This is a genomic window from Veillonella parvula (assembly GCF_032575955.1).
In the GTDB taxonomy this organism is placed as follows: domain Bacteria; phylum Bacillota; class Negativicutes; order Veillonellales; family Veillonellaceae; genus Veillonella; species Veillonella parvula_J.
Map to the genome: position 1 here is coordinate 356,175 of NZ_JAWFXN010000001.1, position 25,215 is coordinate 381,389.

General features: G+C 38.4%; 26 protein-coding genes and 1 tRNA gene. 26 read left to right on the plus strand and 1 reads right to left on the minus strand.

Annotated features, from left to right (window positions below):
* The first annotated feature begins 58 nt into the window (after positions 1-58).
* The 4 genes from ppsA (at position 59) to E7L28_RS01665 (ending at position 4,986) form a co-directional block, all read left to right on the plus strand.
* A complete protein-coding gene (gene ppsA / locus E7L28_RS01650; RefSeq protein ID WP_316692210.1) occupies positions 59-2,440 on the plus strand; it encodes a phosphoenolpyruvate synthase in 2,382 nt (793 codons plus the stop codon).
* A 98-nt stretch (positions 2,441-2,538) separates the two neighbouring features.
* Positions 2,539-3,168, plus strand: coding sequence for a helix-turn-helix transcriptional regulator (locus E7L28_RS01655; protein ID WP_004696095.1), 630 nt, complete (start codon positions 2,539-2,541; stop codon positions 3,166-3,168).
* A gap of 10 nt (positions 3,169-3,178) precedes the next feature.
* A complete protein-coding gene (locus E7L28_RS01660; RefSeq protein ID WP_008601139.1) occupies positions 3,179-4,000 on the plus strand; it encodes a pyruvate, water dikinase regulatory protein in 822 nt (273 codons plus the stop codon).
* Entirely contained in the window at positions 3,997-4,986 is a 990-nt protein-coding gene (locus E7L28_RS01665; protein WP_077708491.1) for a deoxyguanosinetriphosphate triphosphohydrolase, read from the plus strand. Before E7L28_RS01660 ends, E7L28_RS01665 begins: the two co-directional genes overlap by 4 nt.
* Positions 4,987-5,070: 84 nt before the next feature.
* On the opposite strand, the gene rpmB is transcribed toward E7L28_RS01665, so the two are convergent.
* Positions 5,071-5,259, minus strand: a complete 189-nt coding sequence (gene rpmB / locus E7L28_RS01670) for a 50S ribosomal protein L28 (RefSeq protein ID WP_008601135.1) — start codon at positions 5,257-5,259, stop codon at positions 5,071-5,073.
* A 223-nt stretch (positions 5,260-5,482) separates the two neighbouring features.
* Between rpmB and recG the strand changes: the two genes are divergently transcribed.
* The 22 genes from recG (at position 5,483) to E7L28_RS01780 (ending at position 25,150) form a co-directional block, all read left to right on the plus strand.
* The gene (gene recG, locus E7L28_RS01675; protein WP_077708490.1) at positions 5,483-7,525 is read left to right on the plus strand and encodes an ATP-dependent DNA helicase RecG; all 2,043 of its coding nucleotides are present in this window, start codon (positions 5,483-5,485) and stop codon (positions 7,523-7,525) included.
* A gap of 130 nt (positions 7,526-7,655) precedes the next feature.
* Complete coding sequence (locus tag E7L28_RS01680) at positions 7,656-7,841, plus strand: 4-oxalocrotonate tautomerase (RefSeq protein ID WP_004696087.1); 186 nt, start codon at positions 7,656-7,658, stop codon at positions 7,839-7,841.
* Between the two features lie 76 nt (positions 7,842-7,917).
* The gene (gene guaB, locus E7L28_RS01685; RefSeq protein WP_004696085.1) at positions 7,918-9,372 is read left to right on the plus strand and encodes an IMP dehydrogenase; all 1,455 of its coding nucleotides are present in this window, start codon (positions 7,918-7,920) and stop codon (positions 9,370-9,372) included.
* 15 nt (positions 9,373-9,387) lie between these two features.
* Positions 9,388-10,110 (plus strand): WecB/TagA/CpsF family glycosyltransferase, encoded by a 723-nt coding sequence (locus tag E7L28_RS01690; protein ID WP_316691750.1) that lies wholly within the window; start codon positions 9,388-9,390, stop codon positions 10,108-10,110.
* Between the two features lie 14 nt (positions 10,111-10,124).
* Positions 10,125-10,766: a phosphatidylserine decarboxylase family protein gene (locus E7L28_RS01695; protein WP_123137894.1), complete on the plus strand. Its 642-nt coding sequence runs from the start codon at positions 10,125-10,127 to the stop codon at positions 10,764-10,766.
* Complete coding sequence (gene pssA / locus E7L28_RS01700) at positions 10,759-11,430, plus strand: CDP-diacylglycerol--serine O-phosphatidyltransferase (protein ID WP_039964980.1); 672 nt, start codon at positions 10,759-10,761, stop codon at positions 11,428-11,430. The genes E7L28_RS01695 and pssA overlap by 8 nt, the downstream gene beginning before the upstream one ends.
* A gap of 19 nt (positions 11,431-11,449) precedes the next feature.
* Positions 11,450-12,712, plus strand: a complete 1,263-nt coding sequence (locus E7L28_RS01705) for a glycosyltransferase family 2 protein (RefSeq protein WP_004697272.1) — start codon at positions 11,450-11,452, stop codon at positions 12,710-12,712.
* Between the two features lie 17 nt (positions 12,713-12,729).
* Positions 12,730-13,491: a 5'/3'-nucleotidase SurE gene (surE, locus tag E7L28_RS01710; RefSeq protein WP_316691747.1), complete on the plus strand. Its 762-nt coding sequence runs from the start codon at positions 12,730-12,732 to the stop codon at positions 13,489-13,491.
* A gap of 54 nt (positions 13,492-13,545) precedes the next feature.
* Positions 13,546-13,629, plus strand: a tRNA-Leu gene (locus E7L28_RS01715).
* A gap of 94 nt (positions 13,630-13,723) precedes the next feature.
* Positions 13,724-14,515 (plus strand): hypothetical protein, encoded by a 792-nt coding sequence (locus E7L28_RS01720; RefSeq protein ID WP_316691746.1) that lies wholly within the window; start codon positions 13,724-13,726, stop codon positions 14,513-14,515.
* 68 nt (positions 14,516-14,583) lie between these two features.
* Positions 14,584-14,955, plus strand: a complete 372-nt coding sequence (acpS, locus tag E7L28_RS01725; RefSeq protein ID WP_004696069.1) for a holo-ACP synthase — start codon at positions 14,584-14,586, stop codon at positions 14,953-14,955.
* Between the two features lies 1 nt (position 14,956).
* Positions 14,957-16,534, plus strand: a complete 1,578-nt coding sequence (locus E7L28_RS01730; RefSeq protein WP_316691745.1) for an NAD(P)H-hydrate dehydratase — start codon at positions 14,957-14,959, stop codon at positions 16,532-16,534.
* Positions 16,531-17,475 carry a ComEC/Rec2 family competence protein gene (locus E7L28_RS01735; RefSeq protein WP_118091285.1) on the plus strand — a complete coding sequence of 315 codons (945 nt, stop codon included), beginning with the start codon at positions 16,531-16,533 and terminating at the stop codon, positions 17,473-17,475. Before E7L28_RS01730 ends, E7L28_RS01735 begins: the two co-directional genes overlap by 4 nt.
* 244 nt (positions 17,476-17,719) lie before the next feature.
* Entirely contained in the window at positions 17,720-18,817 is a 1,098-nt protein-coding gene (locus tag E7L28_RS01740; RefSeq protein WP_316691743.1) for an N-acetylmuramoyl-L-alanine amidase family protein, read from the plus strand.
* 3 nt (positions 18,818-18,820) lie between these two features.
* Positions 18,821-19,381, plus strand: coding sequence for a GerMN domain-containing protein (locus E7L28_RS01745; protein WP_004696063.1), 561 nt, complete (start codon positions 18,821-18,823; stop codon positions 19,379-19,381).
* A gap of 112 nt (positions 19,382-19,493) precedes the next feature.
* On the plus strand, positions 19,494-20,474 hold the full coding sequence (gene thiL, locus E7L28_RS01750) for a thiamine-phosphate kinase (protein ID WP_315306962.1): 981 nt from the start codon (positions 19,494-19,496) through the stop codon (positions 20,472-20,474).
* Positions 20,464-20,958, plus strand: a complete 495-nt coding sequence (gene tsaE / locus E7L28_RS01755) for a tRNA (adenosine(37)-N6)-threonylcarbamoyltransferase complex ATPase subunit type 1 TsaE (protein ID WP_316691742.1) — start codon at positions 20,464-20,466, stop codon at positions 20,956-20,958. Before thiL ends, tsaE begins: the two co-directional genes overlap by 11 nt.
* Positions 20,942-21,700, plus strand: coding sequence for a tRNA (adenosine(37)-N6)-threonylcarbamoyltransferase complex dimerization subunit type 1 TsaB (gene tsaB / locus E7L28_RS01760; RefSeq protein ID WP_316691741.1), 759 nt, complete (start codon positions 20,942-20,944; stop codon positions 21,698-21,700). The genes tsaE and tsaB overlap by 17 nt, the downstream gene beginning before the upstream one ends.
* A complete protein-coding gene (rimI, locus tag E7L28_RS01765) occupies positions 21,700-22,149 on the plus strand; it encodes a ribosomal protein S18-alanine N-acetyltransferase (protein WP_316691740.1) in 450 nt (149 codons plus the stop codon). The genes tsaB and rimI overlap by 1 nt, the downstream gene beginning before the upstream one ends.
* A complete protein-coding gene (gene tsaD, locus E7L28_RS01770) occupies positions 22,146-23,177 on the plus strand; it encodes a tRNA (adenosine(37)-N6)-threonylcarbamoyltransferase complex transferase subunit TsaD (protein ID WP_012864455.1) in 1,032 nt (343 codons plus the stop codon). Before rimI ends, tsaD begins: the two co-directional genes overlap by 4 nt.
* 2 nt (positions 23,178-23,179) lie before the next feature.
* Positions 23,180-24,571: a sensor histidine kinase gene (locus tag E7L28_RS01775; protein WP_315306959.1), complete on the plus strand. Its 1,392-nt coding sequence runs from the start codon at positions 23,180-23,182 to the stop codon at positions 24,569-24,571.
* Positions 24,572-25,150 (plus strand): ANTAR domain-containing response regulator, encoded by a 579-nt coding sequence (locus E7L28_RS01780; RefSeq protein ID WP_012864453.1) that lies wholly within the window; start codon positions 24,572-24,574, stop codon positions 25,148-25,150.
* Positions 25,151-25,215 lie beyond the last annotated feature (65 nt).

Sequence of the window (25,215 nt, forward strand, 5' to 3'; positions counted from 1 at the left end):
ATACTATTTATGTGTAAAAGGTTTAATGTGTTGCACTAATTGACTAGGAGGTTCTCACATGAATCGCGAAACAGCATACGTACTTTGGTTTGATGAATTACAACGTGAAGATGTTAATTTAGTTGGTGGTAAATCTTCTTCCTTAGGGGAATTGACATCCTCCACTAATGTACCTGTACCTTACGGTTTTGCTACAACTGCTCATGGTTATCGTGAGTTTATGAAAGCAACAGGTTTGGAAGATAAAATCCGCGCTGAACTTGATGCGTTAGATGATGTAGAAAATTCTGCATTATTGCGTGAAGTATGTGCTAAAATTCGCCGCATGATTTGCGAAGAAGAAATGCCAAAAGAATTGGCAGATGCTATCCGTCATGCTTATGAAGAACTTGGTAAAAAAGTAAACGAAGAAAATCCATTCGTAGCAGTTCGTTCTAGTGCAACAGCAGAAGACTTGCCAGATGCAAGCTTTGCAGGCCAACAAGATACATATTTAAATGTACGTGGTGCTGACGTTATCATCGAGAAAGTAAAAGAATGCTATGCATCTACTTTCACAGATCGTGCAACATACTACCGTGTAAAACAAGGTTTCGATCATATGACAGTAGCATTGAGTGCTGCCGTTCAAATGATGGTATTCTCTAAAGCCGCTGGCGTAATGTTCACTGTTGACCTTGTAACAGGCAACGATAACAACATCCTTATCGAGGGTTCTTGGGGTCTTGGTGAGTACGTTGTACAAGGTACAGTTACACCAGATAATTTCCATGTAGATAAAGATAAAATGGAAATTACAGATCGCATGATTAATGACAAACATATCCGCTTAGTTCGTAAAGCTGACGGCGACTGTGTTGAAGAAGTTGTTCCAGCAGATGAAGCTAAACAACAAGTTATTACAGATGCTCAAGTTTTGGAGCTTGCTAAATACGCAAAAGCAATCGAAAAACATTATGGTTGTTACATGGATATGGAGTGGGGCGTAGATGAACGAGACGGTAAAATTTGGATTTTACAAGCTCGCCCAGAAACAGTTTGGTCCCGTAAAGAAAAACCAAAAACAACTGAAAAACCTAGCACATTAGATGCAGGTAATCGTGAAATTATTGTAAAAGGTTTGCCAGCTTCCCCTGGTAATGCAGCCGGTAAGGCTCATGTTATCATCAATCCTGAGGATATTGATGAATTCAAAGAAGGGGAAATCCTTGTCACAGCTATGACAGCTCCTGACTGGGTACCAGCAATGAAAAAGGCAAAAGCTATCGTTACTGATGCTGGTGGTATGACTTGTCACGCGTCTATCGTTAGCCGTGAGCTTGGTATTCCTTGTATCGTAGGTACTAAGAGCCGTAGCCATGAAGCAACAACATCCATTAAAGATGGCCAAATGATTACTGTTGATGCTACAAATGGTATCGTATATGATGGCGTATTAGAAGATATCGTTAAAAAGCCAGAAGCACAAGCTACTGCAAGTGTTACAACTGAATATGTTCCTGTAACAGGCACTAAGATTTACATGAATTTAGGCAATCCTGATTTAGCTGAAAAACATGGTGTATTACCATGTGATGGTATTGGTCTAATGCGTGAAGAGTTCATTTGGACTACTTTCATCCATGAACATCCATTACACCTTATCGAAACTGGTCGCAGTGACTTTGCAGTTAATACATTGGCAGAAGGTATGCGTAAAGTGTGTCAAGCATTAGCTCCTCGCCAAGTAGTAGTTCGTTTGAGCGACTTCAAATCTAGCGAATACCGTGATCTCAACGGTGGCGACAAATATGAACCACATGAATCCAGTGCATTACTTGGCTGGCGTGGTGCAGCTCGTTACTATGATCCAAAATATACACCTGCTTTCAAATTAGAATTAGAAGCAATCAAAAAAGTACGTAACGAATTTGGTTTCAAAAACTTACAAGTTATGATTCCATTCTGCCGTACTGTAGAGGAAGCTGAACTTGTTACTAACTTAATGGCTCAAGAAGGCCTTGTACGCGGTAAAGATTTCAAAATCTGGCTTATGGCTGAAATTCCAGCAAATATTATCTTAGCTGATCAATTCAATAAATATGTAGATGGTTATTCCATCGGTTCTAACGATTTGACTATGCTCGTTCTAGGCTGTGACCGTGACAACGAAACAGTTCAACATATCTATGATGAACGGAATCTAGCAGTTCGTAGAGCAATTCGCCATCTCATCGAAGTAGCTCACAAAGATGGTAAAACTGTATCCATCTGTGGCCAAGCGCCAAGTGTATACCCTGAACTTTGCGAATTCCTCGTGAAGAGTGGTATCGACTCCATTTCTGTTAACCCAGATGCAGTTGTGAACACTAAGAAAATGGTAGCTCAAATCGAACAACGAATTATGCTCGATGCTATGACTGGTCGTGGTCGTCAAGAATCTGACGAACTAATTTGGTAATAATATAGTTATGGTGAAAGAGGAGGCCTGTGGGTCTCCTCTTTTTCTGAATGGTAACTTAGGATATAATACAAACAGAGATGAAAGGGGGTTACCGTGTGAAACTGTCGAAACGACAAGAACAAATTGCTCAAATCGTTCGCGAAGAAGGTCCTGTAACAGGTAGTGCCATTGCTGAACATTTAGAGGTCACAAGATCTGCGTTGCGCTCAGATTTATCTGTATTGACCATGTTAGGTGTGTTAGATGCACGTCCAAACGTAGGCTATTACTATGTTGGACTTTCAAAGGAAACACAAACGGCTGAGCGATTAAAGTCATTTCTGGTAAGTGATGTATTATCTCAAGCAGTTGTGGTCAATGGGGATACGAGTTTGTATGATACAATTGTCACATTATTTACAGAGGATGTAGGTACTATATTAGTGTGTGATGGTTCATACCTAGTAGGTGTGGTATCTCGAAAAGATTTACTACGCGCCTCTATGGGACAAACAGATTCGCATACCATGCCTATATCTATGATTATGACCCCTGTAAGCAAGGTTATAGCGGTGGAGCCTACTGATACTTTGGTAGAGGCTGCACAGAAAATGATAGATTATGAAGTAGATTGTTTACCTGTCGTCGCTCGTGAGGATGTGGGTAACAAGAAGCGTTTAAAGGTTGTGGGCCGTGTATCAAAAACGACGGTAGCAAAAGTATTTTTAGAATGTAGCATACACTGAGGTTGATAGAATGGCAGAAAAAATTATTTATGCAATATCGGATTCTCTGGGGGAAACTGCTGAGGCTGTAGCGAGAGCTACGGCGAGTCAATATGATAAGGAGCAAATTGAAATTGTCCGTGTTCCCTATATTGATAGTGAAAGCCAAATTGATGAGGTCATAGACGACGCAAAACGTGGGAATCATGTTATTTGCCATACCATTGTGTCTGCGTCTTTACGTAAGTATTTGCATGAGAAGGTGGCTGAATATAATATTCCGGCTGTGGATATCATGGGGCCTGTTCTCGATGCAGTTGGTACTATCGCAACTACTAAACCTCGCATGACAGCAGGTATGGTTCATAAGCTCGACCAAGAGTATTTTAAAAAGGTTGAAGCTATTGAGTTTGCCGTGAAATATGACGATGGTAAAAATCCATCTGGTTTTGAAAAGGCCGACATAGTTATTATTGGTGTATCTAGAACTAGTAAGACACCATTGTCCATGTTCTTGGCGTACAAAAAGATTAAAGCCGCAAATTTGCCACTAGTTCCAGAGGTACCGTTGCCAGAGGAATTGTTCAAGATTCCGGCAAAAAAAATCGTGGGCCTTATTATAGATCCATACAAATTAAATAATATTCGTAGTGAACGTTTACGCGCTATCGGTCTTGAAGACGAAGCAAATTATGCATCTATTGAGCGTATTCAATCTGAATTGGATTATGCAAAGGCTATTATGCGTCGTTTGCACTGCCAAGTGTTAGATGTTTCTAATAAATCCATTGAAGAAACAGCTTCTCTTGTTATGCAATTGATTGATAAAAATCGCGCGTCGGAGGGTAAATGAATATACGTGAACAAATAGAGGAGAGGGAGGTTTTGTTTCTGTCTCCCTATGCTGCTAAAAGCCGCGATGCAATCCGTGATATAGAAGAAAAGCCTGATCCACTTAGAACCGCGTTTCAACGCGATCGGGATCGCATCATTCATAGTAAATGTTTTAGACGGTTAAAGCATAAGACACAGGTATATATTGCGCCAGGTGACCATTATCGGACACGCATGACTCATACCCTTGAGGTAGGTCAAATCGGTCGTACTGTGGCTCGTGCATTACGTTTAAATGAAGACCTTGTGGAAGCTATTGCCATGGGTCATGATGTGGGACATACACCATTTGGTCATGTAGGTGAATATGCATTGCGAGATATGGTGGGGCACTTTAATCATAATGAGCAAAGTTTACGCATGGTTGAGGTATTAGAAAGACATGGTGATCATCAAGGACTCAATTTAACCACCGCTGTTCGAGATGGCATCGTAGGTCACACAGGAGCTACAATTCCTGTGACCTTGGAAGGTCAAATTATTCGTATTGTAGATCGTATTGCGTATTTGTGCCATGATTTTGATGATGCACAGCGAGCAGGTATGTTGACGGCAGAGGCGTTGCCTTTTGAAGTGCGCGAACATTTTGGTATGACTCCATCCAGTATGATTACTGCAATGGTAGAGGATATGGTACGGGAATCCTTGGATAAGCCAGCTATATCTATGTCTGCTGATGTGGAAATGACGATGAATCTATTCCGTCAATTTATGTTTAAACATGTATATTTGGCACCAGCTTTAATTCCGGATCGCAAAAAGGCATCCCATGTGGTGAAAAATCTATTTACTCACTTCATGGAACACCCTGATGATATGGAAGGCTGTGAAACAGGTAAAGCGTTTTACTCTACACGTGATGTAGTTGATTATGTAGCAGGCTTAACAGATCAATATGCTATTAAGTTATTTAAGCAATATTATATTCCAAATATTACATTATAAATAACAAAAAAAGCAGTTAGTTCAAAATGAACTAACTGCTTTTTTGGGGCTCTAGAACCCCAAAGAGTACATGTACTTTTTATTTTACGCGCGTGTAACTTTATTAGAACGAAGGCAGCGAGTGCATACGTTTACTTTTTTTGTAGCACCGTCTACAACCGCCCGTACTCTTTGAATGTTCGGTTTCCAAGTTTTTCTTGTGCGAATGTGAGAATGACTCACGTTCATACCGCTAGATGTGGATTTACCACATACTTCGCAAAGGTTTGCCATAGTTTCCACCTCCAAGCTTAATCTATAACATAACAAAAGTATATTATCATAAAGAATAGCTTAAAGCAAGTATTTTTGTCGTACATATTGCTCTTTTTATGAAATATACTACAATATAAGGTATACTATATATCATATTCTAAGATATAAATGGACTTTTACACAAGGATATACAAAAATTGGATATATCTCATGTGTTTATCGTATATTTAAAGGAGTTCTTATGGATGAACGATTGACGACTATAAAGGGAATTGGTCCTGGTCGTGAGAAACAATTGCATAAATTGGGAATTACCAATGTTACATCCTTATTGACTTACTTTCCCAGAACCTATGAAGACCGGCGTACGATTTATAGAATTGGTGATTTAAAATCAGGTATGACAGGTGGTATCGTAGGTACTGTTATTGCTGTACAAGAGAAACGCCCTCGCCCTCGATTGTCTATTTTAGAGGTAGTCATTGCAGATGGCACAGGTCCTTTGAAGATTGTTTTGTTTAATCAAGGGTATAAAAAAAACTTTTACAAAAAAGGACAACGTATATATGCATATGGTAAGGCTGAGTTTCAATATGGTTCCATGCAAATGAATACACCGCAAATGGAAAACTTAGGAGACGGTGGTGAACCAGATCGAGGTATCGTTCCTATTTACGCGCTTGCTGATGGGGTATCTCAGTTTGTGGTTCGTTCAACTGTACGTAATTGGTTCGCAGCTAACCATGAATTACCAGAGATTTTACCTGTGGAGGTTCGTGATGATCATCATTATATGAGTCGCTATGATGCTTTTAAGATGATGCATTTCCCAGACTCCTCAGAGCTCTATGAAAAGGCTCGTTATCAATTGGCCTATGAAGAGTTGTTCGTCATGCAAGCTGGTTTAGCTTTGTTGCGAAATAAAGAACAATGCCATAGAGGGCCTAAAATGGGACCAAATGGGGAACTAATGGCTCAGTGTATAGAGAATTTACCGTTTTCCTTAACAGGTGATCAACAACGAGCATTAGAGGATATTCGTATCGATATGGAAGACGAACGACCTATGCAAAGGTTGTTGCAAGGTGATGTAGGCTCTGGTAAAACCGTTGTGGCTACCCTGAGTTTATTAAAAGCCATCGAAAATGGGTATCAGGGGGCAATTATGGCTCCTACGGAGATTTTAGCGGCTCAACATTATGAAGGGATACAAACTGTATGTGCTAATTTAGGTATTACTATAGAACTATTAACTGGATCCTCCACGAAAAAGGAAAAAGAACGCATCTATGAAGGCTTAGCTGATGGAACAATTCATATGATTATTGGAACCCATGCTCTTATTCAAGAGGGGGTTAATTTTCATAATCTAGGCCTTGTTATCGTCGATGAGCAACATCGCTTTGGCGTAGATCAACGGGCGAGATTGCAACAGAAGGGAACATATCCTCATGTACTTATCATGACGGCTACACCAATCCCTCGTACCATGACATTATCCGTATATGGAGATTTAGCAGTATCTTTAATTAAAGAAATGCCACCAGGGCGAAAACCTGTTAAAACATATGCTGTAGATAGTTCTTATAAAGAGAGATTACGCACTTTCTTTTGTAAGGAAATGGCAGAGGGGCGTCAGGTCTACGTGGTGTGCCCTCTTGTAGAAGAATCCGAAAAATTAGACTTGCAAGCCGCTGAGGAATTGTATCTAGAATTAAAAGAGTACTTTTATAAGGCCTATGAAGTGGGCCTCGTTCACGGTCGTATGAAGCCGAGTGAAAAAGATGAAGTGATGAATGCCTTCTATAGGGGTGAAATTTCATTACTTGTTTCTACAACAGTTATCGAAGTGGGGGTTAATGTGCCAAATGCGACCATTATGTGCGTTGAAGGGGCAGAGCGATTTGGTCTATCTCAGCTACATCAGCTGCGGGGCCGTGTAGGTCGTGGCGCTCATCAGTCCTATTGCATTCTTGTTAGTGATTCTAAAAATGATGTAAGTCAAGAGCGCTTAAAGTTGATGGAACAAATCCAGGATGGATTTGAGCTTGCAGAGCAAGATTTATTGCTTCGCGGATCTGGTCAATTATTTGGATTAGCTCAATCGGGGCTGCCAGATTTACGCGTTGCTAATATTATCAAAGATATTGAAATTTTAGTAGAGGCTCGCAAGGATGTACTAGATTTTGCAAATCAATTCGGAATAGAAAAATTAGAATCTATCATGAAAGAAGAATTAGAAAAAAGATTTGGTGAAAAATTTCTAAGAATATTGTATAATTAAGAGGTAGGATTAATAAGTATATAAGCATCGATAATATTAGATTTTATCTGGCTTTTTCCTTGTCTATATGTCCTTCATACCGTATAATAGAACAAACAATTTATTTCATTTTTCATCTATGGAGGTTAATATGCCAATTATTCATGTAGAGCTCGTCGAAGGGCGTACAAAAGAACAAAAGAAACAATTAGGTGAAGCAATTACAAAGGCTGCGGTTGATATCGTAAATGTTCCTGCTGATGCAGTAAAAGTTATCTTCGTAGATATGAAAAAAGACGATTATATGGAAGGCGGCATTTTGCGGTCTGAACGCTAAGGCTACGACTGACCGCCTAGTCCATAGGGACTAGGCGGGTCGTAGTTTTGTTTTATTATACGGAAAGGAAAGAAATATGAGAGACGATAAATTCGGTATGCGTGGACTAACTTTTGATGATGTATTATTAATACCAGCAGCTTCGGATATACTGCCTAATCAAGTAGAGTTAAAAACTCAATTAACTCGTGATATTACATTAAATATTCCTATGATTAGTTCTGGGATGGATACGGTTACTGAATCACGGATGGCGATTGCTATGGCTCGTGAAGGTGGTCTTGGCGTTATCCACAAAAATATGTCTATTGAAGAGCAAGCTCATGAAGTTGACAAGGTAAAACGCTCTGAACACGGTGTTATCGTTGATCCTATTTTCTTAAGTCCTCAAAATTTACTATCCGATGCAGCAGAACTCATGGAAAAATATAAAATCTCTGGTGTACCTATCACAGAACATGGTAAACTAGTAGGGATCATTACAAATCGCGATATGCGTTTTGAAACTGATTTAAGCCGACAAATTGGGGAATGTATGACAAAAGATTCCCTAGTTACTGCACCGGAAGGTACATCTCTTGAAGCGGCGAAAGCTATCTTAAGCGAACATCGTATTGAAAAATTACCTCTTGTAGATGGCGACGGTAACTTAAAAGGCTTAATTACGATTAAAGATATTGAAAAAGCGACTAAATATCCAAATGCAGCAAAGGATGGTAGTGGCCGATTATTAGTTGGTGCTGCAGTAGGTGTTTCTCAAGATTTGTATGATAGACTTGATGCGCTTGTATCTGCTAAAGCTGACGTAATTATTGTTGATACTGCCCATGGGCATTCTGCAGGTGTTCTTCGTACGTTGAAGGACATTAAACAAGCGTATCCTCACATTCCTGTAATTGCAGGTAATGTGGCAACTGCAGCAGGCACTGAGGCTCTTATCGAAGCCGGAGCTGATGCAGTTAAGGTTGGTATAGGACCTGGTTCTATTTGTACAACTCGTGTTATTGCTGGTATTGGGGTACCTCAAATTACAGCAGTCTATGAGTCTGCTCAAGTGGGGCGTCGTTATGGAGTTCCTATCATTGCTGATGGGGGTATTAAATATTCTGGAGATATTGCTAAAGCTATTGCGGCTGGTGCTAATGTAGTTATGATGGGTAATATTTTAGCGGGTACTGATGAAAGCCCTGGAGAAACAGTGATTTATCAAGGCCGTTCTTATAAAGTATATCGAGGCATGGGTAGTCTAGGGGCTATGAAACTCGGTAGTAAAGATCGATATTTCCAAACAGAAGCTAAGAAATTAGTTCCTGAAGGTATAGAAGGTCGTGTACCATATAAAGGTATGCTGGCCGATACAATTTTCCAAATGGTTGGTGGTTTGCGTGCAAGTATGGGGTATTGTGGATGTCATAACATCCAAGAAATGATTGAAAACACTCAATTCATTCAAATTACAGCGGCTGGTTTGAAAGAAAGTCATCCGCATGATGTAAGCATTACCGTTGAAGCACCAAATTATAGTGGTTGATAATGGAGTATTACATTGAATAAACGTATTTCTGTTTTATCTGTGCCTATCGATTGTGTCACAATGGATGAGGCAGTCGAACGTATTTTACAATTAACTGAACAGCCGGGGCTACATTTAGTAGCAACGGCTAATGCAGAAATGGTTATGTTGGCTAATGAAAATCCTACATTGCACTCCATATTGAATAATGCTAGTCTCGTCGTTCCCGATGGGGCTGGCATTTTGTGGGCTGCAGAGCGTCAAGGAGAACATGTGCCTGAACGCGTAACAGGTGTAGACGTAACTATGGAATTGTTTAAAGTTGCGGCGACTCATCAAATTCCTGTATACTGCTTGGGGGCGGCACCTGGTGTTGCTCAACGAGCGATTGATAATGTATCTGCTCAGGTAGGTGCATTAAATATAGCAGGAATTCATGACGGATTCTTTGATAGTGCAGAGGAACAAGAAATGATTAAATCTATAGCTGAATCTAAGGCAAAATTGGTATTTGTTGCCTTAGGTGTGCCAAAGCAAGAACAATGGATTGCAGAAAAGTTGAGTCACCTCGATGGCGTAGTTGCCATCGGAATTGGTGGTTCCTTTGATGTCTTGGCAGGTAATATTCCTCGGGCCCCAGAATGGATGCAACAAAATCGACTTGAATGGTTGTATCGATTATATTTAGAACCTCAACGGATTGGCCGCATGTTGGCTATTCCAAAGTTTATGTGGACCGTTATTAGAAATAAATAGAGGAGTGTTGAATCGTGCCTACAGGACCAATAATTAAGGAAGGGTTTCCTCTGATAGGAGCTATGCTCATTATCACTGTGGTGTTAGGATATTTAGGACATTATGTAATTGCGATTATTTCATTTATTCTGGCATTATTTTTCGTCAATTTCTTTAGAAATCCTAAACGTGTAATCCCTCAAGATCCAGATTTGATTTTATCCCCAGCGGACGGTAAAATCATGGATATTTCTGATGTATACGAAGATATTTACTTACATAAAGAGTGTAAAAAAGTAACTATTTTCTTATCTGTTTTTGACGTGCATGCTAATCGTGCGCCTATTGATGGTAAAATTACGTACCGTCACTATACGATGGGTAGTTTCCTACCAGCATTCAAAGATGATGTAGGTTTTGAAAATGAACGTCATACTATTTGTATTGAAAATGATCGTACTTCCGTATTAGTAACGCAAATTGCGGGCCTTTTAGCAAGACGTATCGTATCTTGGACAGACCTAGATAGTGTACTTGAACGCGGTCAGTTGTACGGGATGATTAAGTTCGGTTCCTGTACTGAGCTCTATATGGATAAGAATGTAGAGTTGTTCGTGGAAAAAGGTCAACATATTACAGGTGGTGATACTGTTATCGGGAGGTTACGACATGAATAAATCTATTATTCCAAATTTATTTACTAGTGCAAACTTAGCATTTGGTGTTCTTGGTATTACGTTGTCTGCTACTAATAATACATTCTGCGCAGCCATATGTATATTATTGTCTTTAGTAGCAGATGGGTTAGATGGGCGCGTAGCAAGAGCTTTAAATGTTGCAGGACCAATGGGCCGGGAACTTGATTCTCTGTCTGATGTAGTGGGATTTGGTGTAGCGCCTGCCTATATGCTTTATATGAAAGAATTAAATGGTTTAGGATGGATTGCATATGTGCCATTATTAGCTTTTGCAGTGCTTGGTGCATTTCGTTTAGCGCGATTTAATATTAAAACTGACGAAGTTCATGGCTATTTTGAAGGTTTACCAATTCCAGCCGCTGGATGTTTAGCGGCGACTTACGTATTGTGTGGCGTATCGGTACCTCAATTTGTGTTGGTAGTTTGTATGATTGGTATAGGTCTCCTTATGGTTAGTGAAGTTAAATATCCCGATTTTAAAGGTAAAAGTGAGATTTATATCAATAAACTTTCTATTGTACTCACAGCCATATTTGTTATAGCTTGTCTCGTGTATGATTGGCATACATGGGCCGTTATGATTTTTGCTGGCTATGTAATGTTTGGGCTTATTAACGGGGCTTTAAATATAGTACGTAAATAGATGTGTGGAGGAGAATAGTATGAATTACCTACTGGATCTATTACTGATTCCTATGCAGGTAATAATCGTAATTTATACGGTTTATTATTTTATACTCGCTGTCGTAGGTATGTGGCGATCGCGAGTACATAAAAATTATACCCCTAAAAATTCCTTTGCCATCGTTGTATGCGCTCATAATGAGGAAGCTGTTGTTGGTGAGTTAGTTAAAAACTTACGTGGCCTAGATTATCCAGATGATCTGTACGATATTTTTGTAGTTGCCGATAACTGTACAGATAAGACTGCGGAAGTAGCAAGTGCTGCTGGCGCTAATGTACATGTACGTGAAAATAAACAAGAAATAGGCAAAGGTTATGCCATGGGGTGGATGTTTGATCGGGTAGAACAAATGGATCGGAAATATGATGCATTCCTGATTTTTGATGCCGATAATTTAGTACATCCTCAATTTATGTTAGAAATGAATGATCATCTTGAAAAAGGTGAGTCTGTAATTCAAGGTTACTTGAACTCTAAAAATCCAACTGACTCTTGGGTAGCCGGTACGTTCTCCATAGCCTTTTGGATGGTTAACCATATGTGGCATTTAGCAAAATATCGTCTTGGATTATCTACGGCCTTAGGTGGTACAGGCATGTGTATTCGTACATCTATTATTCGCGAATACGGTTGGGATTGCAATAGCTTAACCGAAGATATGGAATTTTCCATGAAACTATTGACTCATGGTATCCGTACTTGTTGGGGGCATGATGCTATCGTATACGATGAAAAGGTTACGACTATGATGGCTTCTTGCAGACAACGTTTACGATGGGCTCAGGGGCAATTTGACTGTGCGGGTCGATATATTCCTAAATTATTTGCTATTGGTATCAAAACAGGGAATATTATGATTTTGGATGGTATATTCCAAGTGAGTCAACCTTATTTCTTATTGTTGACAACCGTATACTTGGTGTTATCCTACATCAATGCGTATACTCCAATTTATACAAATATTTTGTATCAAATTATGCCTATGTCTGTATGGACAATTATAGGTGTTGGTCAATATCTATTCCCATTAATTGTATTGTTGAAAATCAAGGTACCACCAAAGATTTGGTTCTATTATTTACTATATCCATTATTTGTTTATTCTTGGATTCCAGTAAATATTTTAGGGTGGTTCCGCCGTCATAATAAGGTATGGTCTCATACAGTCCATACGAGAGCTGTGGGCTTAGATGATGTTAAATTAACACGTATGGGCAATATGAATAAGAATGAAAAATAGAATCTGTAGGAGTGACTATGCATATTTTAATGTGTAATGACGATGGCATTTTAGCAGATGGTTTACGTCATCTTGCATCGTATTTAAGTCAATATTATAGAATTACCGTTGTAGCACCTGCTAATGAGCAAAGTGCTAAATCCCATGCATTGACGACCGAGGTTCCATTGAAATTAGATGCTTGCAATGGCGAGGATGAAAATCCTCGCCTTTATGCTCTAACGGGAACGCCGTCCGATTGCATGAAGTTCGGTCTCAGTTATTTATTGACTGATGATATGCCAGATCTTGTAATTTCTGGAATTAATAACGGATTTAATTTAGGCTCTGATGTATTGTATTCCGGCACTGTTTCGGCAGCTATGGAAAGTGGTTTTTACGGTATTCCCGGTTTAGCATTATCTGTTGAGAGGTATTCTGTTGAACGGGGAGACGAGATGCATCCATTTATACATGAATTGATTGAGAAAATTTATGTGGCGGGCCAGTTTAGCGGTTTACTAAATGTGAACTTCCCATTACGTGGCACATGTGATTGGGACCATTTTAAAATGGTGAGCCAAGGCTTACAAACCTACAGTAATATTATCGAAGCTCGCATTAATTCAAGAGGACAGGATTATTATTGGTTAGCTGGCGAGCTAGACTATGGTGCTGAAAGTGTTCCTACAGATGTAGAATTTGCCCGTAAAGGCTATATTACAGGTGTCGCACTTACATGGAAACAACAATGTGATACGGATATGAAAAGGGTTCAAAATATTTTAGATGAAATATAAAAAATATGTTGACATTGCTTAGGGATGTCTGTATAATAACAAATGTTCCGATACGCCGGAGTGGCGGAATGGCAGACGCACTTGACTCAAAATCAAGCGGGTAACACCGTGTGGGTTCAAGTCCCACCTCCGGCACCAACATTAGGCGGTAAGACTTTTGTCTTACCGCCTATTTTTATATTTATGAATTTATATACTATAATATACATTATTAATTTCATGAGGTGACAGTATGGATCAAGGTGTAATTGATTATATTACAAATATCTTCGATATTCCTAAACTTACTCAACAGGTTAGCGCTGTACAGATGCCATTGCCATTATCTCGCTTGGCAGAAATACCATTAGATGGATCTGTAAATCAGTGCCAAGGATTTTGTTATAATTCCAAAAAAGACGTTTTTGCTTTAGCTTGTATTAATTCAGATAATACGAAGCAAATTATTTATGAAATTAATCCAAAAACTTTTACTGTTGTTGCAAAATATGAGTATAGTTATAAAAGTTTATTAGGTCATATGAATACCTTAACTTATAATTCTGTCAATAATCGTTACTATACAACAAATGCTGTTGTAGACGGATATAACCTTACTCCTATTGAAGCGGATAGCATGATTGTTGAAGCACCGATTAAACTAAAAGAGAAAGTTTTTAATCTTGCATATGATAAAGTACGAAATGAATATGTATCAATTGTGCCTTTAACAAACTCTGAACGGACAATTAATTATTACGACTCCAATTTTAATCGTATTCGTTCTTATAAAATTGATGCTAATCATACAAACTTAAATAATAACGGTGCTTACGCAACTAATGGAAATACTTTATTTACAACGTTGACAACCTTTGTATACGTCGATGAAGAGGGGGCTGTTAAAAATATTAGCCCTTATGCTTCTGGAATGGAAGTAGAAGACATGGATTGTAGAAATGGTCAAATGTATATGGCGGTCAATCGCAAAGGTAAAGTTGAAATTTATAGTTTGTCTAGCCTACCATTTTCGGTAAATGTCTAGATATTACCTATGTTTTAATCCCCTTTATGAGTGTATAATAATAGTATTAGGGTATTTTAGGAGCTATTATGAAATTAGGGAATGATATTATAGAGATTGACCGTATACGTCAAGCTATAGAGAAATCAAGTTCATTTAAAGCGCGCGTTTATACGATTCATGAGATTGAATATTGTAAAAGTCGGAATAAAGGATGCTACGAATCCTTTGCAGGTATATATGCTGCAAAAGAGGCTTTTATTAAAGCTTTAGGCACAGGGATGAGGCATGGATCATGGCAAGATATAGAGATTTATCATGATGAATGGGGCGCACCCTTAATTCGTTTACAAGATACTTTCAAAGATATTTACGAAACATCAGGTTATACTGATATTCATGTATCGATTAGTCATTGCAAGGATTATGCAATGAGTACAGTTATACTTGAAGGAGCATAAGATGAATATTTTAACTACAGAAGATGCTCGATTTATAGATCGAGAGGTTCCTAAGCAATTAGGAATCTCTTTAGAAATCCTCATGGAAAATGCTGGACGTGGTATCGTAGATGCCTTATGGGGAGAGTACGATTTATTTTCCCTGAATAATGGCCGTTCCATAAATAGTTTTGTTTTATTCATATGTGGCACGGGTAATAATGGGGCAGATGGCCTTGTAGCGGCTCGCCATTTAATGGAGCAAGGCGTACCAGCACAAATTGTACTAGTAGGAGATATAAACAAGTGTAGTGATCTTTTTGCAGTGCAAATTGAGCGCTGCAAAGCTATGGGCTGTATCATCGATAGATATGATGAATTCAATGATTGGTCCAACGTAGCCATCGCTGTGGAAGGCATCATGGGAACAGGCTTAACTGGAAAGTTAAGAGCGGTGACCATCGATATATTGAACGATATTGATACTATGCGTAGTCAGTATAATTTTGATTTGTGGGCTATTGATGTACCTGCAGGTTTGGATGCTACTACTGGTCAAGTAGCAGAAGGCACACTGACCTATGATTATACTGTTACTTTTGGGGCAATCAAACAAGGTTTGTTATTATATCCCGGAAAGGCTATAGGAGGAACCTCAGTGGTTGCTCCATTGGGGGCTCCTTGGCAACAGGTACTGGGTGAACATGTTAGAACTTTAACCATTGATTCTGATTTAGCAGAAAAAATTATCAACTATCGTATCCCAATAGCGCATAAAGGCGTCAATGGAAATACTTTAATTATTGGTGGTTCAAATGATATGATAGGAGCCCCTATTTTGTCTGCTGAAGCGGCAGTTCATAGTGGCGCTGGTAAGGTAACATTAGCTGTGCCCCAAATAATCAAGCAGGTTGTACAAAGCCGTGTCATACCTGAGGTGATGGTTACTTCTACAGAGAATAGTAAAGAACTTTTTGATTGTCGCCAAGTGGTTGCTATGGGACCAGGCCTAGGACGCACTAGTGATATTCCTAATTTTGTAGATTCTATTTTAGATAGCTACGAAGGTCCATTGGTTCTTGATGCAGATGCTCTTTATGCATTGGGCCATGTAGGTGCTGTTGATAAAGATGCCTTGCGCGATGGTGAGATTGAGTCTATATACGCGGTGAAACAAGATCTACCTTATTGTGTTATGACACCTCACTTAGGTGAATTTAGTAGACTTATTGATTTACCTATTAAATGGATTGAGCGCCATTATATTACGTTGGCTAGAGAATTTGCTAAGGCTCATCAAGTTATTCTTGTACTAAAAGGAATTCCTTCAATTGTGGCATTACCTGATGGAACAGTGTATGTAAATACTATCGGTAATGCGGGCATGGGTACTGGCGGTATGGGAGATGTGCTGACTGGTGTAATTGCTGGTTTTATAAGTCAGGGTTATTCACTACAAGATAGTGCTGTTCTCGGTGTATATGTACATAGTCGTAGTGCAGATATTCTGAATGAAACAAAGAGTTGGGGTTATACTCCGAGTGATGTCAGTACTTCTTTAGGTTGTGTTATTAGTGAATTGTTGGGAGATTATGAATGACAAATAGAATACAACGCTTTATAGCTTTCTTGTTGGTATTATGTATTCCTATCTTCGCCATTGCAGGATGCACAAATAATGATGTAGCAAACGCAGCAAATCAAGTAACTACTAACGCTAATGGGACTTACTCAATCGATACTAAAACGACTACCCCTGAAGGTAAGCTAGATGTATATATGCTAGATATTGGTCAGGGGGATGCTATATTACTTAAGGTAGGCGATGAGTATAGCATGATCGATACTGGTGACATAGAACATCGTGAAAATATTGTAGCTCAACTTAAAACTATGGGTGTAACAAAGCTAAAAAATATTATTATCACACATCCTCATGCTGATCATATGGGTGGTTTTTATGCTATTGCAAAGGCTATGCCTATTGAACATGTATATGATGATGGTATTGCTGTTGATAATAATATGTACAAAACCTATGAAAAATGGATTGAGAAAAATAAAATTCAACGAACTACTTTGAGAAGTGGAGATGTAGTTGATTTTGGGCATGGTGCTGTATTCATAGTATATGCTCCTTGGGTTGAACCTTTGACTGATAAAAAAGGAGAGACAGATCTTAATAATAATTCTATTGTAGGTAAATTAATCTTCGGTAAATTTTCTATGCTCTTTACGGGTGATGCTGAATTACAAGAAGAGAAAAAACTTATAAAAGAGCAGAATTCTAGATTGTTTTCTCGTATTCTTAAGGTAGGTCATCACGGTTCTCGTACAAGTAGCTCTGAAGATTTTTTGAAATCTATTAAGCCTGAAAGTGCATTAATTTCAAATGGCATGTATAATAAGTATGGTCATCCTCACGATGTGACATTACGTCGCTTGCAGGAAAATAATATTGCTATTTACCGTACAGATACGATGGGACGTATTCATATTAGTACGGATGGGAATGAATGGCAAATTACAACTGAACGTTAGTTTTGATTGCTTATACAAAAAATAATTTTATGAAACTGTTTTTTGTGTATTCTGAATAAGGTCTTTATATAGTAATATGTGTAATCGGCATACTAATCTTCATGTTTGTATGAAATAATCTATTTATAATCTAACATTAGTTTATGGATAGATTGGAACGATGAGATTTTGATAGATAAAAATATCATCGACTCATCTCTATGGTTTGGACACTATGTATGTCAGTTAGATTGGAGTGAATGTATTGCGTAAACTATTTTTAATGTGCCTTGCAGTCTTGATGGCGATACCTTTATTATTGACTCAAGCAAAGGCAGCTAATTTGGAAGATGCTCGATGGGTGACTAGAACAGATGCACCTGTACCGTATGTTCGTATTGTTATGGACTTATCGGCACCTATAAAGGCATCTGCATCAATTAGCAAAGATGGGAAAACTACGACTGTTACTTTAAAGAATACAAAGCTAAAGACGGCTAAAGAGAACATTTCTATGGACTCAGCTATTGCTAGCTCTGCTAAACTTTCACAAGATGGCAGAGACGTTAAAGTAACAATCAAGACACCTTCATCTATTGATACTAGTGATGTAAAGGTTTTTTCCTTGAAAAAAGATACGGTTAATAAGAAACCGTATCGTATCGTTGTTGATGTTCAGAAAAAAGGTGTTGCAGCTAAGCCTGCTTACTATGGTAAAAAGCCATCTCAATCTGCACATCCAGCAAAAAATGTACCTACAGGATCTGGTAAATACTCTACTAGTGGCGGTTTATCTGGCAAAACAATTACTATTGACCCAGGACATGGTGGTAGTGATTCTGGTGCTATTGGACCTCACGGTGTACAAGAGAAAAACATTACACTACCAATTTCCATGTATTTGAAAAAATCTTTAGAAAATCGTGGTGCTAAAGTACTTTTGACTCGTACTACCGATGTAGATGTATATGGTCCTAATGCAAGTGGTGTTGATGAATTGGGGGCTCGTGTTAACGTGGCTAACCGTAGTAATTCTGATGTTCTTGTGAGCGTTCATATCAACGCATTTAATAATCCTAGCGTTGGTGGTATTGCAACATATTACTATAGCAAAACTGGTAACGATGCTCGATTAGCACAAAAGGTACAATCTCAAATTGCTAACACACCTGGTTTCAATGGTGATCGTGGCATTCAAGAGGGTAACTTATACGTGTTGAGACATTCTAATATGCCTGCAATTCTTGTAGAGCTTGGTTTTATCTCTAACCCTAATGAGGAACGTGTGCTACAATCTCCTCAAACTCAAGAAGACTTTGCTAACCGCATTGCAAATGGTATTGCTAATTACTTTGGAGGTTAATCGATGAAATTACGTAAACAAGTTCTATCGATTCTCTGTGTAGGTATGCTGGCATTTGTAGTGGGTTGTACACATGAACAAGCTCCTACAACAGGTAAAAGTGAACCTACGCAAGAGACGAAAGTCAATAAGGATGCAGAAACAAGTAAAGTATCTCAAGAAAAGGTTAAGATGGCCTTCTTTGTTCCTACAGAGGATGGTTCTGGGGTAAAACAAACTACCGTTGAGATAGAGGCGAATAAAGTTACGCCTAAAGCAGCCCTTTTAGCAATGTTAAATGCTGATAGAGCACAAAAATATCCAGTCTTCTCTAAGGATATTGAAATTACATCTGTTACTGTAAAAGATGGTATTGCTTCTGTTGAAGTAAATGATGCATTCGTAAAGGGTAATGGCGGAGACTTAACTGTTAAGTTACAAATGGCTGCCATTGTAAATACATTGACATCCTTTGATAATATTAATGGTGTTCTATTCGTCAATAATGGTAAAAAGGTGCCAACTGTAGGTTCCTTTGATACTAAAGAACCTGTTAAGAGAATGACGAATCTAATTAAAAAATAATTCTTTTAAGGACATTTATAGCAGATAGTTGATATATCAACTATCTGCTATTTTTGTTGTCTTTTATATATGTTACAATACAATAAGTAATAATCGGAAATTAGGTGATCAGATGCAATTAAAAGATGTAGGGGAATTTAATTTCATTCGTCAAATTCAAGATAACACGATTTATAATCCTAATACTGTAGTGTACGGTATTGGTGATGATTGTGCTATTTATAAAGCAGATCAAAATACAGAGCAATTGATAAGCACTGACACAATGGTGGAAGGTGTTCATTTTAGCTTTCACTATATGATGCCCTATGATGTAGGGTATCGCCTTATGACGGCTAATTTAAGTGATGTTGCGGCTATGGGTGGTATACCTAGACAAATTGTATTATCTGTAGCCGCACCAGACCATGTTGATACAATCATTCTTGATGAAATTTATAGGGGAATTAAAGATCAATGTATGAGATATCAACTCAATATATTGGGTGGAGATACGGTACGTACAGAAGGCCCCATGGTTTGGACTGTAACAATTATCGGAGAGGTTCCTAAAGGCACTGCGGTTATGCGAAGTGGTGCGAAAGTAGGAGATGTTGTAGGTGTTACAAACTATGTAGGTTATGCAGCTACAGGCTTAGGAGCATTATCATATAATTTAGTAGGCTATGATATGACCAAAGTGGGGCATCAACGTCCCGAACCACAGATTGAATTGGGGCAAAAATTGCGACGACTTGGTATCCATAGTATGAATGATATTAGCGATGGACTAGGAAGTGAATTGAATGAAATTGCTGTAGCTAGTAATGTATCCATTGTAATCGAAGAACAAGCAATTCCTCTCCATGAGGAGACTTACGCATTAGCTAAGCATTTACAAACTAATCCAGTAGATTATGCTTTGTATGGTGGTGAAGACTTTCAATTAGTCTTTACAGCGCCAAAATCACTACTTTCGGAATTGGAAAAGCTAGCAGGCATTACGTTGATTGGAGAAGTTTTATCTGGCCCTCCTCGGGTTCAAATGGTAACACCTGATAAAACGATTAAGGCCATAGAAGCGAAAGGATATAATCATTTTCATGAAGGATAAGGTTCAGGTCCAATTAGAGACTCATACAGTAGAAGATACACAACAATTTGGCCAACTATTAGGTGCATGGGTTAAACAGAATGGAGATCCTCTTTGTATAGCACTAGTTGGTGACTTGGGGACAGGGAAAACACATTTGTCGCAAGGTATTGCAAAGGGCTTTGGGGTTATTGAAGAAATTACAAGTCCTACCTTTGCCATCATGAATACCTATGATGTGAATCGAACTCATTTATATCATTTTGACGTATATCGCTTGGAAGATATTAGTGAACTGGAAAATATTGGCTTTTATGAATATACAGAAGATTGCGTATCCATTGTAGAATGGGCTGATAAATTCCCTCATGAATTGCCTGATGAAACACTATGGATTTATTTAACGCGCATTGACGATACAAGCCGTTCCATTACATTAGCTAGTGATTACCTTACAGCGGATGATTTAGTAGAAATAGGAGGCCCATATGTGGTTGGGAATTGAGACGAGCTCACTCGTGTCGAGTGTGGCTTTAATGGATGAAAGTTGCCTAATTGGGGAATTGACCATTCAATCTGGATTGACTCATTCTGAGCAGTTGGTACCTCATATTGATATGTTATTACGAGCCTCTCAAGTTAAAAAAAGTGAATTAAAAGGTATTATGGTCAGCATTGGACCTGGTTCTTTTACAGGGTTACGGATTGGTATGGGGACAGCAAAAGCTATGGCTTATGCCTTACAAATTCCTTTATATGGCGTAATGACCATGGATAGTTTAGCTCGTAATGTAGTTTATACAGACCGCACGATTTGTACCGTTATTGATGCTCAGAAGAAACATGTCTATGCAGGTATCTACAAATATGATGGTAATGAACTAGTCTGCAAAGAGGAACCTTTTGTCATTGCTGCTAGTGATTTATTAGATCGACTCCGAGCATCTGAAGAGCATGTTGTATTCCTTGGGGATGGCGTTAAGCGAATAGAGAAGCTACTAGATGAAAGTGATACAAATTTAACGATTTTAGATATATCGCAACGTATTCCAAAAGCTAGTTCTCTATTACTGGCTGGCCGTAGATTGGTAGTCTCTGAAGAAAGTTCTGACCCTATGGATATGGTTCCTTATTATATTCGACGGTCAGAAGCAGAAGTGTTATGGGAAGAACGCCATAAGGATAATCCTGAAATGTTGAACCAAAATCCTGCAGTTATAGTAACTGAGGCAGGGGGAGTCGAATAATGGAGATTCGTTTGGCTACAATAGATGATGCTCAAGCTATCTATGCTATTGAACAACAGTCTTTTTCTGTTCCTTGGAGTTTAGAATCTGTTCTCGTTGAGTTAGAAGGGGCATCAAATAAATTATATATGGTAATTTGTGAGGAGAACAAAATTGTTGGATATGCAGGTGCTTGGCTTGTATCCGATGAAGGTCAAATCACGAATATCGCTATTATTCCTTCCGCACGAGGTAAGGGATATGGATCAAAACTTACCAAGCAATTAATAGATGAATGTCTTATGAGAGGTATGAAAGAAATTTTCTTAGAGGTGCGCATATCTAATTTAGCAGCATTGGCTATGTATAGAAATTTAGGATTTTCTGTAAAAGGAATTCGTAAAGATTATTATTCAGAGCCTACGGAAGATGCTTATATTATGTCTCTTGTTTCAGAGGAAATAGAATGAGTATATACACATTAGCCTTGGAAAGTAGCTGTGATGAAACCTCTGCTTCTGTCCTTAAGGACGGGCGCACCGTTTTGTCTAATGTTATTTCAAGTCAAGTACCAATACATAGAAAATTTGGTGGCGTTGTACCTGAAATTGCATCACGTCATCATATAGAACAAGTTATACCCGTTATAGACCAAGCATTACGTGATGCGAATGTGACTCTACAAGATATCAATCATATTGGTGTTACGTATGGGCCAGGTCTTGTAGGGGCTTTATTAGTTGGTGTTGCTGCAGCAAAGGGACTATCTTTTGCTACAGGGATACCCTTGGTGCCAGTGCACCATATGGAAGGTCATATTTTTGCTAACTTTTTAGCTAATCCAGAACTAGAGCCTCCGTTTTTAAGTCTCGTTGTATCTGGTGGTCATACCATGTTAGTACATGTAAAAGGATATGAAGAATTTGATGTTCTTGGACAGACACGTGACGACGCAGCTGGAGAGGCTTTTGATAAGATTGCACGGGTCATGGGATTCCCTTATCCAGGGGGCCCTCATATCGATGCCCTTGCCGCTGAAGGGAATCCAGAGGCTATTGAATTTCCAAAGGCTTTAAGTGAACCAGGTAATTTTGAATTTAGCTTTAGTGGTTTAAAGTCTGCCGTTTTAAACTATTTAAATAGTAAGCAACAAAAGAATGAACCTATCAATCAATCTGATGTGGCCGCATCATTCCAGAAGGCCATCGTTGATGTATTAGTAGAAAAGACGAAAGATGCCGCACATACTTTAGGTGAAAGTCGTATTACTATTGCTGGTGGTGTATCAGCCAATAAAGGATTACAAAAGGCTTTAGAAGCTATGTGTGTAGAAGAAGGTTTTACTTATTACAAACCACATAAAATTTTGTCTACTGACAATGCGGCCATGATTGGATGTCGAGCTTATTATATGGCGCAGGCCGGTAAATTTGGCGATTTAACATTGAATGCAAAGCCTAGTGTTGAAATTGGATACGTATCTTGGAAAGAGGATTAATCGTGGATATTGGTCAAGATATTTTAAATAGAACACCATTAGGACCATTACAAACCTCATTACTTGAGCATATTAGTAAACTCATATCCTTTGGCGAGTCTTTAACTCGTCAAAGGATACAGATTTTTACACCCCTACTAGAGACAGGACAAGGTGAAAGATCACAACAATGTGTAGATATGCTATGCATAGAACGCAGTGATCAAGGGATTACTACACGTCAATTAAAAGGCAGTCATACGTGGCATACTATGATGAAAGATGGTCAGCCACTTATCGGGTTAGATGATAAGCAGCGTCAACATGTCTTTCCTATCGTAGACAACGGAGGTCGTATTATTGGGGGCATATCTTTTACATTATCACCATCTATTAAGGCAGAACAATATGAGCAAGAATACGTTTTGTCTGATACGATGCAACGTCTTATGCTGACAGCTACTGATGAACAAATATTGTCTTACGAACCCATGTCCTATTTTGATGGTTTAATTATTTTCGACGACACTTATAAAATACTGTATGCTAACGATGCAGCTATGAAGTTAGTAGATGTATTAGGCTTTGACCGTCGCTTGGTTGGTTCATCAATTTTTAGCAGTACCTTAAAGATGTCCGCTATACAGCAGGTATTATCAGATAGAAATATACTTACAAATGAAGAAATCTATCAAGATATGGTAATTCGTCAGCATATGATTCCTATTGCTATGGGGCGCAATGAAACGAGGTGCTTTTTAGTTCTTCATGATTGTACTCGTGAAAGTAAACAGCAACAAGAATTATTAGTTAAAAATTCCATTATCAAAGAGGTTCATCACCGTGTAAAAAATAACTTACAAACAGTAGCAGGTTTATTGCGCATGGAGGCGAGACGCTCTAGCTTGCCAGAGGTAAAACAAGCACTCCAAGAGGGGATTAATCGCATCGAGAGTATGGCTCTAGTTCACGATATAGTCTCCCATTACGATGAGGATTATATTGGTATACGATCGATCTACGATGAATTATGTCGATTGTTGCGTATGAGTATGGTGCGACAAGACCAAGAGGTTACTTTTACTTACAGTGGCGAAGATATGCTAATTTCTTCTCATATGGCAAGTTATGTATCTCTTATTATTAATGAATTGATTACGAATAGCTTAGAACATGGGTTAGACGGTAGAAATGGTCAAATTCATTTGACTGTAACGGATATAAACGGGAGTATCGAACTAATCTTTTGGGATAATGGTAAAGGATTGCCTAGCAATTTTTCTTTCACATCTAATAAACGTTTAGGTCTAACTATTATTAATAATTTAGTGGCCCACGAGTTGAAAGGTAGTTTATCCATAGAAAATACTGGTACAGGTGTATTGGTGACGATACATATGAAGAAGGAGGCATAAATGCGCGTTTTAATCGTGGATGATGAATCTCTAATACGTATGGATTTACGAGATATTATTGAGTCTTGTGGTCATGAAGTCGTTGCAGAAGGTACAAATGGTGTTGAAGCTTTAGAACTTTGTAAAAAACATAAGCCAGATATTATATTGATGGATGTTAAAATGCCAGAATTAGATGGTATTGAGGCGGCACGTCAAATTGGCTTTCACCATGAAGCACCTGTAGTATTATTAACAAGTTATAGCCAGCAAGATTTAATCGATAAGGCTCGAGATTCTGGTGTATATGGCTATTTAATTAAACCAGTACGGGAGGAACAGTTAGTTCCTTCCTTAGAGATGGCTTTAGGTCGCTATAAAAGTGATGCTCAGTTGCGCGAAAAGATGGCTGAGCTAGAACAGTCATTAGAAGATCGTAAAATCATTCAAAAGGGAACTGGTATATTAATGGAACTATATTCTATATCTGAAGCGGAAGCGTATAATCGCATTCGCACCTTAAGTATGAATAAACAAATATCTATTATAGAAACATGTAATCTCATTATTAAACAGTCTAATAAGTCAAATAATATCTAAAAAGTCAAAAAATCAAAATTAGTACTTGCAATTATTTTAACTTCGGTTATAATAATACTTGTAAT